Source organism: Candidatus Karelsulcia muelleri, assembly GCF_022985615.1.
In the GTDB taxonomy this organism is placed as follows: domain Bacteria; phylum Bacteroidota; class Bacteroidia; order Flavobacteriales; family Blattabacteriaceae; genus Karelsulcia; species Karelsulcia muelleri_G.
In genome coordinates, this window is record NZ_CP094965.1 from 18,109 (window position 1) to 32,405 (window position 14,297).

Consider the following 14,297-nt stretch of genomic DNA (forward strand, 5'->3'; position numbering starts at 1 on the left):
AATAAAAATACCTAAATATTAGGTCTGGTAGTTCAGTAGGTTAGAATATGTGCTTGTCAAGCATGAGGTGACGGGTTCGAAACCCGTTCAGACCGTTAAATGACTTGACTGGGATTCGAACCCAGGACCCTTACATTAAAAGTGTAATGCTCTACCAACTAAGCTATCAAGCCTTTATTAAAAGATAATATAAAAAATCTATGAATATAGATTTAATATTATAAATACTAAATTAGGGCTAATCTTCATATTAAGACATAGCAATGCTAAATTTTAAAATTTTCCTTAAAAAACTTAAGGACAAAATTGATTTAAAAAAAAAAAAATATATATAGCAGTAAGTGGTGGAGTCGATAGTTTAGTTTTATTAGATCTTTTTTTTAGAATAAAAGATCTTAGAATAAAAGATCTTAAAATAGAAGTACTACATTGTAATTTTAAACTTAGAGGAGCAGAGTCCGAAGAAGAAGAAAATTTAATAAAAAAAATTTGTAAAAAAAAAAAAATACTTTTACATACTAAAAGTTTTAATATAAGAAAAAAGTCATCTAAGCAAATTTTGGCTAGAAAATTAAGGTATTTATGGTTTAAAAGAATGTTAAAAACAAATTATTTTAATTATATTGCTTTAGGTCATCATCTTAATGATTCAATAGAGACAATATTTATTAATCTGATCAGAGGTACAGGGATAAAAGGGATAAAAGGAATAGGTTTTAAGAAAAAATATTTAATAAGACCTTTATTAGATTTTACTAAAACAGAGATTTTATCTTATGCAAAAACCAAGAAAATAAGTTGGATAGAAGACAGTAGTAATATAAATGAAAAATTTCTAAGAAATAAAATAAGAAAAATACTTAATAAACTATTAAGTAATGAAGCTTATTTGGGAATAAAAAAATCTTTTCATATTTTAAAAGATGAATGTTTAATGATTAATAATCATCTAAATATTATTAAAAAATATATTTTTTTAAAAAAAAATATAAAAGAAAAAACTTTAAGCTTAAAAAACTTATTTAATCTTCATCCCATGAAAATTTATTTATATAAAATCTTAAAAGATTATTATTTTAATAATATTAGAAATTTGATGAAAATAATAATTTCTAAATCTGGGAAGAAAATAAATTCAAAAAAATCCTATTTTTCTATAAAAAAAAAAAATAAACAATTAATTTTATATCGAAATAAAAAATATGAAAAGAAAAATATTTCTAGATAATGCCTCAACGACTCCTTTGCGAAAGGAAGTTTATATTAGTCTTTTAAAGACTCTAAAAAGATTTGGTAATCCTTCTTCTAATCATAGTTTAGGTGTATATAATAAATATAATATTGAATATTCTAGAATTAAAATTGCAAAAATTTTAAAGATTTCAGCAGAAGAAATAATATTTACTTCTAGTGGGACTGAAGCTAATAACTTGATTTTAAGAAATTGTGTTAAAAACTTGAGAGTTCAATGTATAATAACTTCATTATTAGAACATAAATCTGTCTTAGAAACAGTTTATGATTTATATTTACAATATGACATTATTGTTAAATTTGTAACTTTTAATAGTAAGGGAGAAATAGATCTTAATCATTTAAGAAAATTACTAAAAGAAAATACTAAAATTACATTAGTCAGTTTAATGTATGTTAATAATGAAATAGGAAATATTTTAAATATTAAAAAAGTAAGTGAAATTTGTCGGGAGTTTAATACATATTTACATTCCGATACTATTCAAGCGATAGGTCATTTAAATTTAAATCTTAATAAATTAAATATACATTTTGCAAGTGCAAGTGCTCATAAATTTTATGGGCCTTACGGAATTGGTTTTGCTTATATAAAACAAAATATTTCTATTAAATCTTTTATTACTGGAGGACTTCAAGAAAAAAATAGAAGAGCTGGTACTGAAAACATATATGGAATAATTGGAATGACAGAAGCACTTAAATTAGCTTATAATAATTTAAATTATGAGAAAAATTATATTAAAAATATAAAAAAATATTGCATAAAAAAATTACAGAATAATATTCCTAACTTAATTTTTAATGGTTTATCTAAAAATATAAACCAAAGTATCTATACTATACTTAGTATAGCTTTTCCTAAAAAATATCTTATAAGTCTTAATTTAGATTTAAAAGGAGTTATAATATCTCAATCTAGTGCCTGTATTTCAAGTGAATATTCACATGTTTTTAAAGCTTTGTATAAAAAGACAAAGATATATATACAAGATCTTACATTTTTAAGAATTTCTTTTGGAATTTTTAATAAAAAAAAAGAAATTAAAAAATTTTTAAAACTCTTATTAAGTTTTTTTTAATAAGATTTAGCAAAAAATACTCTTTGTTTAGAAGAATTTTTACTATATATGCATCTTCCATTTTGTTTCTTCTTAATATAAGATTTACTTGGAATACATATTATAGAGGCTGACGTTTCTTTTTTTATTTTTTTTTCAATGGTGGTAGAACCATCCCAATGTGAATATACTATACCACCTTTAGTCTTAATTATTTGTTTAAAATCTTTATAATTATCAACCTTTATAATAAAATCTTTTTGTATTTTTACAGCTTTTTTTAAAAGGTTTTTTTGTATTTTTTTTAATAAAATAATTATTTTATTTTTGATATTTCTTATCTTATATTTTTTTCTTTTTCTAGTGTCTCTTCTGAAAACTTCAATATTGCCCTTTTCTATTTCTTTCTTTCCAATAGTTAACCTAATAGGGATTCCTTGAATATCGTATTCATTAAATTTCCATCCGGGTCTGTAATTTTTGCGGTTATCATATTTAAATGGTATTTGTTTTTTTTTTAAGAAAATCATTAATTTAGAAACTATTATTTCTAAAATTTTAAAAGAATCAGTTTTTTGATAGATAGGTATAATAACTACTTGAATTGGAGCAATTTTAGGTGGAATAATCAATCCATATTTATCTGAATGAGTTAAAATGACAGCTCCAATTAATCTAGTAGAAATACCCCATGATGTCCCCCAAACATGTTTATATATTCCTTTTTTATTAATATATTTAACGTTAAAAGATCTTGAAAAATTTTTCCCTAAAAAATGAGAAGTTGCGATTTGCAAGGCTTTACCATCAGGCATAATAGCTTCTAAACAGTATGTAGTTTTTGCTCCAGCAAATTTTTCAAGATTTGTTTTTCTACCTTTTATTACTGGAATTGATAAAATATCTTCAATAAAATATTTATACAAATTCAAAATTTGTTTACAATGCCTTATAGCTTCTTTTTTAGTTGAATGAGCTGTATGTCCTTCTTGTAAAAAAAACTCTGAGTTTCTTAAAAAGAATCTAGGTCGTATTTCCCAACGAATTGTATTAGACCATTGGTTTAATAATATAGGTAAATCTCTATAAGATATTATCCATCTTTTAAAAGAATCCCAGATTATTGTCTCAGAAGTAGGTCTAATAATTAGTTCATTTTTTAGTTTTGATTCTTTTTCAAGAATCAATTGATTGTTTTTAAATTTTAAACGACTATGTGTTACAATTGCACATTCTTTTGCAAAACCTTTAATATGATTATATTCTTTTTTTATATCAGACTTCAAAATTAATAATGGAAAATAAAAATTATTATGTCCAGTTTTTTTTAAAATATAATCTAATTTTTTTTTAATGTTTTCCCATATCTCTAAACCATAAGGTTTAAAGATAATACAGCCTCTTATACCTGAATCTTCTGCTATATTAGCTGTTAAAATTATATCTTTATACCAATTTTTAGACCTTAAGCCCATTATATAGATATATTAGATTTATATTTATATTTAGATCTAGATCTAGATATGATAGAGATCTAGAGAGAGATGATAGAGGAGATCTAGATATAGATAGATAGATATCTTAGATCTGATAGCTTAGATCTGATATCTTAGATCTAGATATAGATAGATTAGATTAATTAATTAACAAATGAGTTAGTTAACTAATTGAATTTAGTTAACTAAACTTAGTTATTGAATTTAGTTACTCAACTCAAAGGAAACGAAACTAATTGAATTTAGTTACTCAACTCAAACGAAACTAATTGAATTTAGTTACTCAACTCAAAGTAAACGAAACTAATTGAATTGAATTTAGTTAACCAACTCAAAGTAAACTAATTAACTAATTGAGTTGAGTTAACAACTAAAACTAACCAACTAACTAACTAACTAACTAATTAAGAAGTAAAGTATATAATAAAGTATATAATAGGAATAGGAAGTAAGGGAGAGATGGCAGAGTGGCTTAATGCGGCGGTCTTGAAAATCGTTGAGTATTAATACTCCGAGGGTTCAAATCCCTCTCTCTCCGTTTATTTGGGTATTTTAGTTTTTGTTTAATTATATAGATGTTTAATTATATAGATTAATTATATAGATTAATTATATAGATTAATTATATAGATTAATTATATAGATTGTATTATAAGCTTAATAGCATAACAAAAAAGAAATATGGAAAAAGGAAAAATAAAAGTTACAGCAGAAAATATATTCCCTATAATTAAAAAATTTTTATATTCATATAATGAAATCTTTTTAAGAGAACTAATAAGTAATGCAGTTGATGCATGTGTTAAAATAAAAACTTTAGCTAATTTAGGAAAATTAAAGATTCAAGTTAATAAACTAGAAATAGAAGTAAAAGTAGATAAAGATAATAAAATATTAAGAATAGAAGATAATGGGATAGGAATGACAAGAGAAGAAGTAAAGAAATATATTAACCAAATAGCTTTCTCAAGTGCCGAAGAATTTCTTAAAAAATATAAGACTGAGGATGCAATTATAGGTAATTTTGGTTTAGGTTTTTATTCTTCTTTTCTTGTTTCAGATAAAGTAGAAATACTTACCAAATCATACCAAAAAGGAATTAACCCAGTCCATTGGCTTTGTGATGGAACACCTAATTTTATATTACGAGATGCAAAAAAAGAAAAAATAGGTACTGTAATTTTATTACACCTAAATGAAAAATTCCAAGAATTTTTAGAAGATTATAAGATACTTGAATTGTTAAAAAAATATTGTAGGTTTATCCCAATTCCTATAAAATTTAATAATAAAATAATAAATAATACACAACCTCTATGGAAAAAAAAATCTCTTGAAATTAAGGAGAAAGAATATAGATCTTTTTATAAAGAATTATTTCCAGAAATTTTAGAGGATCCATTATTGTGGATACATTTGAATATTGAACATCCTTTTAAGTTGACAGGCATTTTGTATTTTTCTCAACTAACTAATCCAATGGATCTTAAAAAAGATAAGATTCATTTATATCAAAATCAAGTTTTTGTTACTGAACATTTGGAAGGTATAGTTCCAGATTTTTTAACTTTTTTAAAAGGTGTAATAGATTCTCCAGACATTCCACTTAATGTTTCAAGATCACATATAAAATCAAATATAACTTTAAAAAAAATTTCTAATTATATTACTCGGAAAATTGCAGACCGACTCACGAAAATGTTCTTAAAAGATAGAAAGTCTTTTGAAAAAAAATGGAAAAATATAAAACTAATTATAGAATATGGTATGATAAGTGAACCAATATTTTATGAAAAATCTAAAGCTTTTGCATTATATAGTGATATCAATGGAAAATATTTTTTATTTTCTGAATTCTTAGAAAAGATAAAGAAAAAGCAAAAATCAAAAGAAAATAAAATAATTTGCTTTTATGCTACTAATTTAGATGAGCAAAATATTTATATAGAAAATGTTTTACAAAAAGGTTATAAAGTATTATTACTAGATAGTCAATTAACAGTTCATTTGATACAAAAACTAGAAACGGATATTAATAATCTTTCTTTTGTCCGAGTGGATTCACAAAATATAGATAATCTTTTTATGGAAAAAAAATGTACTAATCTTACTCAGCAAGAAAAAAATACCTTGAAAAAGGAAATAGGGAAAACCATCGACAAAAAAAAATTTAAAATTAAATTCGAAAACCTAAATGAAAATTATCTACCTTTTATAATAAATATACCAGAATTTATACGCCGTATAAATGAAATGAATTTAATGAGAAAAGAAAAAAACTATTCTAATTATAATTTAGTTGTAAATACCAATAATAAAATTATAAAAAGAATATTGATAGAAAAAAAAAAGGAAATTAAAAACAAAATAATAAGAGACTCACTAGAATTTATATTACTTTGTCATAATCTTTTAAAAAGAAAGAACAAAAATCGTTTAATAAAGAAAATATTAGAAAATATATGTACTTGCTATAAGATTTGACATTCCATATTATTATAATTATCGATTTTAATAAGTTTTACTTCTTTAAATTTATTGATAAGATTAGGTTTCCATTTAATTTTTGACCTAATGTAGGTATCTGTAAAACCAAAAATATACCCATTTTTATTTGTTTTTTCAAACAATACTCTATAATGATTAAAAAGATTTTTTAAACAATAATTTTTATTTTTTTGTTTCGAAAGTAATCTAATAATTTTACTGCGTTTGTAACGCAGAATTTTTGGGATAGTTTCTTTCATAAAATATGCGTCTGTATTTTCTCTTTCTGAATATGGAAAAACTTGAATATAAGCTAATTCTAAACTTTTTAATAAATTATAAGTTTCTAAAAAGTTAGATTCTTTTTCGCCCGGAAAGCCTACGATTATATCAGTCCCTACACAAGCCTCAGGTATAATATTTAATATTTTGTTAACCTTTTTAATATATATTTTTACATTATACCTTCTTTTCATCTTATTTAAGATATAATTACTACCTGATTGTAGTGGTAAATGAAAATGAGGAACAAAGATCTTACTTTTTGAAATGAAATTTATTATTCGATTATTTAATAAATTAGGTTCAATAGAAGAAATTCTTATACGAATTTTGTAATTTATTTTTTGTTCAATTTTATTTAACAAATAAAACAAATCGTATTTTTTTTTATTAAATCCAAAATTTACAAAATTTCCAATATTTATACCAGTTAGAACAATTTCTTTAATATTTAGTAAAGCTAGTTTTTTTATAGTCTTTATAATATTATAAATATTTTCTGATCTAGATTTCCCTCGAAGATTTGGAATAGGACAATAACTACATTTATAATCACATCCATCTTGGATTTTTAGAAAAGATCTCGTACGTGTTTCATTCAATGAAACTGAAGAATTATAATAATAAGTAGAGTTATAATTATAATTATAATAAGTAGAGTTATAATTATAATTATAATAAGTAGAGTTATAATTATAATAAGTAGAGTTAGAGTTAGAATAAGAAGTAGAGTTATAATAAGTAGAGTTAGAGTTAGAATAAGAAGTAGAGTTAGTAGAGTTAGTCTTAGCCTTAGCATTAAGAGCAAGAGCAGTTTTATTTTTTAACTTTAAATAATAAGGTAAATAAAATTTATCTTTAGTTCCAAGTATCAAATTAACATTTTTTAAAATGTTTTCTGTATTTTCTGTATTATTTTCTGTCTTATAAATATTTTCTGTCTCTGTCTTATATAATTTCTGCGGAAAACATCCCAATAGGATTATGTATGCATTTTTATTTGTTTTTTTAATCTTTCTAATTAAAAGAAAGAAATCTTTTTCTGCATTTTCAGTAATAGTACACGTATTTATTATATAAATATTTGCAAACGTATCCCAAGATACGTATTGATAGCCTAAATTTAATAAATTTCTCTTTATTGTAGAGTATTCAGAATAATTTAGTTTACATCCGTAAGTAATGAAAGAGAATCTTAATTTTTCCATTTCTAAGTAAGTAAGTGAAAAAAGGTAATCTTAATATATTAATATTAAGATTAATATTAATAGATTAAGAAGCAAATAAAAAATAAAAAAATAATGAAAAATATTAATATTAATATTAATATTAATAAATATTTATCAGTAAAATCAGGAAAATATAAAAAAAAATATGTCTTTAAAGCAGGAGATACAGTAAATGTAGATTACGAAATTAAAGAAGGTGATAAAAATAGAATACAATCTTTTAAAGGTATAATAATTAAAAAGCAAGCAAATAGTACATTTACAATTAGAAAATTTAGTGGAACAATTGGTGTAGAAAGAATATTTCCCATAAATTCACCTATTATTAAAAACATTAAAATTATTAGTTCTGGAAAAGTTAGAAGATCAAAAATTTATTATTTGAGAAACTTAAGAGGAAAACAAGCTAAAATAAAAAGCATATAAAATAATAAAATATGGCTTTTCAAATTACTAATGAATGTATAAATTGTGGAGCTTGTGAATTAGAATGTCCAAATAATGCCATTATTAATAATAATGCCATTAATAATGCCATTAATAATGCTATTGCCATTAATAATGCCATTGCCATTAATAATGCCATTGCCATTAATAATGCCATTGCCATTAATAATGCCATTAATGCCAATAATGATGCCATTTATGAAAGTAAAGAGAAGAAAGAGAAGAAGAATAGGTATTTTATAGTACCAGAGAAATGTACTGAATGTATTGGTAAATATGAAAAGCCTCAATGTGTGACAGTATGTCCAGTTAATTGTATAAAAAAGTATAAAAGTATAAAAAAAGAAAAAAGAAAAAAGAAAAATAATAAAATTTCTTTTAAAGAAATTGTATCACATGCAAAACAATATGGCTTTGTTTTTCCTAGTAGTGAAATCTATGATGGCATAAATGCAATTTATGATTATGGTCAATATGGAATATATTTAAAAAATAATATTAAAGAATACTGGTGGAAATCAATGATACAAATTAATGAAAATATAATTGGATTGGATACTAGTATATTAATGCATCCTAATATCTGGAAAGCTTCCGGTCATGTTTATAAATTCAAAGAAATATTTTTATATAATGAAGATACTAAATATAGTTACCGACTTGATTTATTTCTCGAAAATTATTTCCAAGAAAAAAATATTAGAAATAAAGAAAAAAATCTAAAAAATAATCTTATAAAATATATATATAAAAAATTTAAAGAAAATGATAAAGAGAAAATCTTAAGATTAATAAATAAAATTAAGAGTAAGAAAAACTTAAGGAAATGGACTAAAATATATGAGTATAATTTAATGTTCAAAATACCATTAAAAGAACATGAAAAGAAAAATTTTTATTTACGTCCAGAAACAGCACAAGGAATTTTTACCAATTTTTTAAATGTCCTAAATACTAGTAAAATGAAAATCCCATTTGGGATAGCTCAAATAGGAAAAGTGTTTAGAAAGGAAATAATAGCTAGACAATTTCTTTTTAGAATGCGAGAATTTGAACAAATGGAAATGCAATTTTTTATTTTTCCTAATCAGGAAAAGAAATGGTTGGAATACTGGAAAAACAACCGTCTAAAATGGCATTTATCATTAGGATTAGGTGAAAAAAAATATAGATTTTATGAACATGAACAATTAGCACATTATGCTAAAAAGGCATATGATATTCAATTTAAATTTCCTTTTGGTTTTAAAGAATTAGAAGGGATTCATTCAAGAACAAATTTCGATCTTAAAAATCATGAAAAATATAGCAAAAAAAGATTTAGAGTTTTTGATAAAGAAAAAAACAATTTTTCTATTCCATATATAATAGAAACTTCTGTTGGATTAGATAGGATTTTTTTAGCAGTTTTTTCTTCATCTTTAAAGAAGGAAACAATTAAAGACACAAAAAAAGAAAGAATTATATTAAAAATTAATCCTGCTTTATCTCCAATTAAAGCTGCTATCTTTCCTTTAATTCAAGACAAAAGGTTAATTTCTTTAGCTAAAGAAATTTATAAAAAATTAAAATTAGATTTTATTTTAATATATGAAGAAAAGGATTCGATTGGTAAGAGATATAGAAGACAAGATGCTATAGGGACTCCAATTTGTGTAACAATAGATTTCAAAACTTTAAAAGATAAATGTGTAACTATGAGATTTAGAGATAAAATGTTGCAAAAAAGGGTATTAATTAAAGATTTAAAGAGGGAAATTAAAAAAGAAACCAGTATGAAAAAACTGTTTCAGTTACTTAGATAGATAGATATGATCACAGCAACTGTTTCAGTTACTTAGCAACTGTTTCAGTTACTTAGATATGATCACAGCAGGAGTCGAACCTGCAACCTACTGCTTAGAAGGCAGTTGCTCTATCCATTGAGCTATGTGACCAATATCGGGATGATAGGATTCGAACCTATGACCTCCTGGTCCCAAACCAGGTGCGATAACCTTTCTACGCCACATCCCGTTTATTGTACGGAGAGTGTGAGATTCGAACTCACGAGGTAAAAACCTACAGTTTAGCAAACTGCTCCGTTAACCACTCCGGCAACTCTCCATAATATTAAATAATGATTCTACTTTTTAATTCAGCCAAATATTTTTTCCAATTATTTATTTTCTTTTTAGCTACACCTGATTTAATTGCTGCTTTAGCTACTGCAATTGACACGTTTATCATAAGTCGAGGATCAAATGGTTTAGGAATTATATAATTTTTCCCAAATTTAATATTTTTTTCATTATAAAGAAGACTTACTTTTTTAGGTACAGGTTCTTTAGCTATCTTAGCTATTGAATATAGAGCCGCTAATTTCATTTCTTCATTTATTGAGGTCGCCTTAACATCTAAAGCCCCTCTAAAGATATAAGGAAAACATAAAGCATTATTTACTTGATTTGGATAATCACTTCTACCAGTTGCTATAATAATATCTGAACGTGTTTTTAGAGCTTTGTGGTATTTAATTTCTGGATTTGGATTTGCTAAAGCAAATATTATAGGGTTCCTCGACATACTCATTAACATTTTTTTTGTTAATATATTACCAACAGATAAACCAATAAATACATCAGAATTGATAATTATTTCTTCTAATTTGGTATAAGAAGTTTTAACACAAAATTCTAATTTTTCTTTTGTCAATTTTTTTCTACTATTATTTAGTACTCCGTGACTATCACACATAAAAATGTGTTTAACCCCAAGTTTCTTATAAATTCTGCCACAAGAAATTGCTGCAGCTCCTGCTCCATTAATAACCATTTTAATATTTTCTATTTTTTTATTTACTAATTCTAAAGCATTAATTAATGCAGCACCGGAAATTATGGCAGTTCCATGTTGGTCATCATGCATTACTGGAATATTTATTTTTTTTAATTCTTTTTCTATTTTGAAAGCTTCAGGAGATTTAATATCTTCTAAATTTATACCACCAAATGTTGGGGAAATTGATTTTACAATTTCAATAAACTTTTTTGGGTCTTTTTCCTTAATTTCTAAATCAAAAACATCTATATCAGCAAAAATTTTAAATAATAATGCTTTACCTTCCATAACTGGTTTAGATGCTTTTGGTCCAATATCACCTAAACTTAATACAGCAGTCCCATTAGTAATAACTCCCACTAAGTTTTTTTTATTTGTGTATTTATATACTTTGTTTTTATTCTTAATTATTTCTTTACATGGTTCAGCTACTCCAGGGGAATAAGCATAAGATAAATATTTAGGTGAGTAAAATTTTTTACTTGGAATTATTTTAATTTTGCCAGCTGGATATTTACTATGATAGTATAAAGCTTTTTGTTTCATTGTTTGTATATATACTTATTAATATAAACTTTATTTTATAGTTAGTTAAATTATTCTTTTAAAAGAAATAAATATTGAATTAGGTACGATATTATTATTTTTTATGTATTTTTTAGAACTCTTTATAAGAATATATAATATATAATATAATATTATATTAATATTAAAATATATAATATAATAATATATATAATAATATGATATAATTATATATAATATATTTTATATTTTATATCGGTTAAAGTGAACATACCTAACTGATTCTTTGATTCTTTACTTTATATTTGTTTTTAAATTTAATTTGAATCGGGATTCCAATTAGATCAAAATTAGACCTTATTTTTTTTTCTAGAAATCTTTTATAAGACCTAGGAATAAGTTTAGGATTATTGCTAAAAAAAAGGAATTTCTTAATACCTTTTTTTAAAATTGGTACGCAATATTTTATAGAAAGATTTCTACCATTACTTAAATTTATTGTTTTTTTTTTTAATATCGGAAGCATAATTTTATTAAAATAACTTGTATTTATTTTTTGTTTTTGCTTTTTTATTATACTTATTGCTTGATTAAAAGCTTTAATAATATTTTGTTTGGAAAAATTAGATGTGAAATATATTGGCAGATCTGTAAATGGATAAATTTTTTTAATAATATTTTGTTTTAAATTTTGTAAAATACTCTTTTTTTTAATAAGATCACATTTATTAATTAATATAATAATACCTTTAAAGGTATTTTTAATAATTTTAAATATCTTTATATCTTGTTTTTGAAACCCTATTTTAGTATCTATTATTAAAAAACATAAGTCAGAATTGTAAATTGCTTGAGTCGTTCGAAGAAATGAAAAGTATTCGAGATCTTCCTTTTTTCTTTTCTTTTTTATTATCCCAGCAGTATCAATCAAAATACATTTAAAATTAAATTTATTATAAATTACTTCTATGCAATCCCTAGTAGTACCTGGAAGATCACAGACTATGCTTTGATTTTTATTTAATAAGGTATTAATTAAAGATGACTTGCCTACATTTTTCCTTCCTACTAAAGTAATCCTAGGTAAATTGTAATTTTTTAATTTAATTAATATTTCTTTTTTATTAGAAAAAATATAATTTAATAATTCGTTAACCCCTTGTCCAGTTGAACCAGATAAAAAAAAATAATCATTAAATCCTAATTTTAAAATATCTTGTATTTCATAAATATCTGATTTATATTGATCAATTTTATTAACAGCTAGAAAAACTTTTTTTTTTGATCTTTGTAAGATATTAGATATCTTATAATCTATAGGTAATATTCCAGATAAAATATCTATTACAAATATTACATCGGTTGATTCTTCAATAGCAAATAAAAATTGCTCACATATTTTAATTTGTAAATCTTTCTTTCCAATTACATATCCTCCAGAATCTATCAGAGTAAACTTATTACCTTTCCATTTACAATCACAATATATCCTATCTCTGGTAACTCCACTCGAATAATGAGTAATTGCTTTACGGTAGCCTGCTAAATAATTAAAAAGGGTAGATTTTCCTACATTAGGCTGGCCTACTATAGAAATTATTTTTTTCATGACTAGTTGAAAAAATTAATAATTTAAATTAAAATTCCGATTGTAGGTACTGGGAATATTGGTGGTGCTTGTGCAAGTTTAATAGCTGCTAAGGATATAGTTAATAATATTATTTTGTTAGAATATGGTTTAAATAATGTTTTCTTAGGTATCCCAGTAATTTGAGTAAAAAAAGGAATATTATTGAATTAAAACTTAATAAAGAATTTAATTAGATAATATTTAAATAATATGTTTATAGGCATTATAAGAACTTCTAACTAATGGATTGCTTTCAACATATAAAAAGCCCATTTCTAAAGCTAGATTTTTGTAGTATTTAAATTTATGAGGCGTAATAAAGCTTTGAACTGGGTAATGTTTTGAAGTAGGGGCTAGATATTGACCTATTGTTAATATATCAATATTGGCTTTTTTTATAGCTTTCAAAGTATTTATTACTTCTACTTCTGTTTCACCTAATCCTAGCATAATACCAGTTTTAGTTCTTATGTCGCTTTTTTTTTTTATATATTTTAAAATAGATAAGCTTCTATCATATTTAGCCTGAATACGTACTTTTTTTGTTAATCTAGGTACAGTTTCTAAATTATGAGAAATAATTTCTGGGTGTTCCTTAATTATTAGTGCAATTTTTTTTTTATGCCCTTTAAAATCTGGTATTAAGGCTTCTATAGTCGAATTAGAGATTTTTTTAATTTCTCTTATTGTTTTAATCCATATTTTTATTCCCATATCTTTTAAATCATCTCTATTAACTGAAGTCAAAACAACGTGTTTAATTTCCATTTTTTTTACTGTCTTTGCAATTTTATAAGGTTCTAACACATTTATTTTTTTAGGTTTTCCAGTTTTTATCGCACAAAATTTGCAAGATCTAGTACATATATTTCCTAATAAAAGAAAACTTAACACTCCATTTTTCCAACAAATTCCAAGATTAGGACAATCACTACTTTTACAAATTGTATTTAAGCTTTCTTTTATTAGTAAATTATTAATATTATCATACTTTCCTCCAATCGGTAATCTAACTTTTAACCAAATTGGTTTATTTTTATTAAAATTCATAATAAATAAAACCTCA

10 protein-coding genes, 6 tRNA genes and 1 pseudogene are annotated in these 14,297 nt (G+C 23.5%); 8 read left to right on the top strand and 9 right to left on the bottom strand.

What is annotated here, in order from left to right; translation table 11 throughout:
• Window positions 1-21 precede the first annotated feature (21 nt).
• Window positions 22-95, top strand: a tRNA-Asp gene (locus SMPYRVIR_RS00075).
• Window positions 96-100: 5 nt separating this feature from the next.
• Here SMPYRVIR_RS00075 and SMPYRVIR_RS00080 read toward each other — a convergent pair.
• Window positions 101-173, bottom strand: a tRNA-Lys gene (locus SMPYRVIR_RS00080).
• A gap of 158 nt (window positions 174-331) precedes the next feature.
• Between SMPYRVIR_RS00080 and tilS the strand changes: the two genes are divergently transcribed.
• On the top strand, window positions 332-1,228 hold the full coding sequence (tilS, locus tag SMPYRVIR_RS00085; protein WP_246980490.1) for a tRNA lysidine(34) synthetase TilS: 897 nt from the start codon (window positions 332-334) through the stop codon (window positions 1,226-1,228).
• Window positions 1,203-2,336: a cysteine desulfurase family protein gene (locus tag SMPYRVIR_RS00090; RefSeq protein WP_246980384.1), complete on the top strand. Its 1,134-nt coding sequence runs from the start codon at window positions 1,203-1,205 to the stop codon at window positions 2,334-2,336. The genes tilS and SMPYRVIR_RS00090 overlap by 26 nt, the downstream gene beginning before the upstream one ends.
• On the opposite strand, the gene proS is transcribed toward SMPYRVIR_RS00090, so the two are convergent.
• Window positions 2,333-3,790 (bottom strand): proline--tRNA ligase, encoded by a 1,458-nt coding sequence (gene proS / locus SMPYRVIR_RS00095; protein WP_246980386.1) that lies wholly within the window; start codon window positions 3,788-3,790, stop codon window positions 2,333-2,335. The two genes, SMPYRVIR_RS00090 and proS, sit on opposite strands and share 4 nt — an antisense overlap.
• Window positions 3,791-4,264: 474 nt before the next feature.
• Between proS and SMPYRVIR_RS00100 the strand changes: the two genes are divergently transcribed.
• Both SMPYRVIR_RS00100 and htpG read left to right on the top strand, forming a co-directional pair.
• A tRNA-Ser gene (locus SMPYRVIR_RS00100) sits at window positions 4,265-4,349 on the top strand.
• Between the two features lie 143 nt (window positions 4,350-4,492).
• Window positions 4,493-6,295, top strand: coding sequence for a molecular chaperone HtpG (gene htpG, locus SMPYRVIR_RS00105; protein ID WP_246980388.1), 1,803 nt, complete (start codon window positions 4,493-4,495; stop codon window positions 6,293-6,295).
• Here the strand turns inward: htpG and SMPYRVIR_RS00110 are convergent.
• Window positions 6,283-7,788: a MiaB/RimO family radical SAM methylthiotransferase gene (locus SMPYRVIR_RS00110; RefSeq protein WP_246980390.1), complete on the bottom strand. Its 1,506-nt coding sequence runs from the start codon at window positions 7,786-7,788 to the stop codon at window positions 6,283-6,285. The two genes, htpG and SMPYRVIR_RS00110, sit on opposite strands and share 13 nt — an antisense overlap.
• 93 nt (window positions 7,789-7,881) lie before the next feature.
• Between SMPYRVIR_RS00110 and rplS the strand changes: the two genes are divergently transcribed.
• From rplS to SMPYRVIR_RS00125, 3 genes and pseudogenes are all read left to right on the top strand, one after another.
• Window positions 7,882-8,235: a 50S ribosomal protein L19 gene (rplS, locus tag SMPYRVIR_RS00115; protein ID WP_246980392.1), complete on the top strand. Its 354-nt coding sequence runs from the start codon at window positions 7,882-7,884 to the stop codon at window positions 8,233-8,235.
• Window positions 8,236-8,246: 11 nt separating this feature from the next.
• A pseudogene (locus SMPYRVIR_RS00910) lies at window positions 8,247-8,294 on the top strand (ferredoxin); the annotation flags it as partial.
• Window positions 8,295-8,627: 333 nt separating this feature from the next.
• Window positions 8,628-10,061 (top strand): glycine--tRNA ligase, encoded by a 1,434-nt coding sequence (locus SMPYRVIR_RS00125; protein ID WP_246980492.1) that lies wholly within the window; start codon window positions 8,628-8,630, stop codon window positions 10,059-10,061.
• A gap of 59 nt (window positions 10,062-10,120) precedes the next feature.
• Here SMPYRVIR_RS00125 and SMPYRVIR_RS00130 read toward each other — a convergent pair.
• The 6 genes from SMPYRVIR_RS00130 to lipA all read right to left on the bottom strand — a co-directional run bounded on the left by SMPYRVIR_RS00130 (window position 10,121) and on the right by lipA (window position 14,281).
• Window positions 10,121-10,193, bottom strand: a tRNA-Arg gene (locus SMPYRVIR_RS00130).
• A gap of 4 nt (window positions 10,194-10,197) precedes the next feature.
• A tRNA-Pro gene (locus SMPYRVIR_RS00135) sits at window positions 10,198-10,272 on the bottom strand.
• 9 nt (window positions 10,273-10,281) lie between these two features.
• Window positions 10,282-10,362, bottom strand: a tRNA-Ser gene (locus SMPYRVIR_RS00140).
• 6 nt (window positions 10,363-10,368) lie between these two features.
• Window positions 10,369-11,622, bottom strand: a complete 1,254-nt coding sequence (locus SMPYRVIR_RS00145) for a malic enzyme-like NAD(P)-binding protein (RefSeq protein ID WP_246980394.1) — start codon at window positions 11,620-11,622, stop codon at window positions 10,369-10,371.
• A gap of 253 nt (window positions 11,623-11,875) precedes the next feature.
• Window positions 11,876-13,210, bottom strand: coding sequence for a ribosome biogenesis GTPase Der (gene der, locus SMPYRVIR_RS00150; RefSeq protein WP_246980396.1), 1,335 nt, complete (start codon window positions 13,208-13,210; stop codon window positions 11,876-11,878).
• Window positions 13,211-13,432: 222 nt separating this feature from the next.
• Window positions 13,433-14,281: a lipoyl synthase gene (gene lipA, locus SMPYRVIR_RS00155; protein ID WP_246980398.1), complete on the bottom strand. Its 849-nt coding sequence runs from the start codon at window positions 14,279-14,281 to the stop codon at window positions 13,433-13,435.
• Window positions 14,282-14,297: the final 16 nt, after the last annotated feature.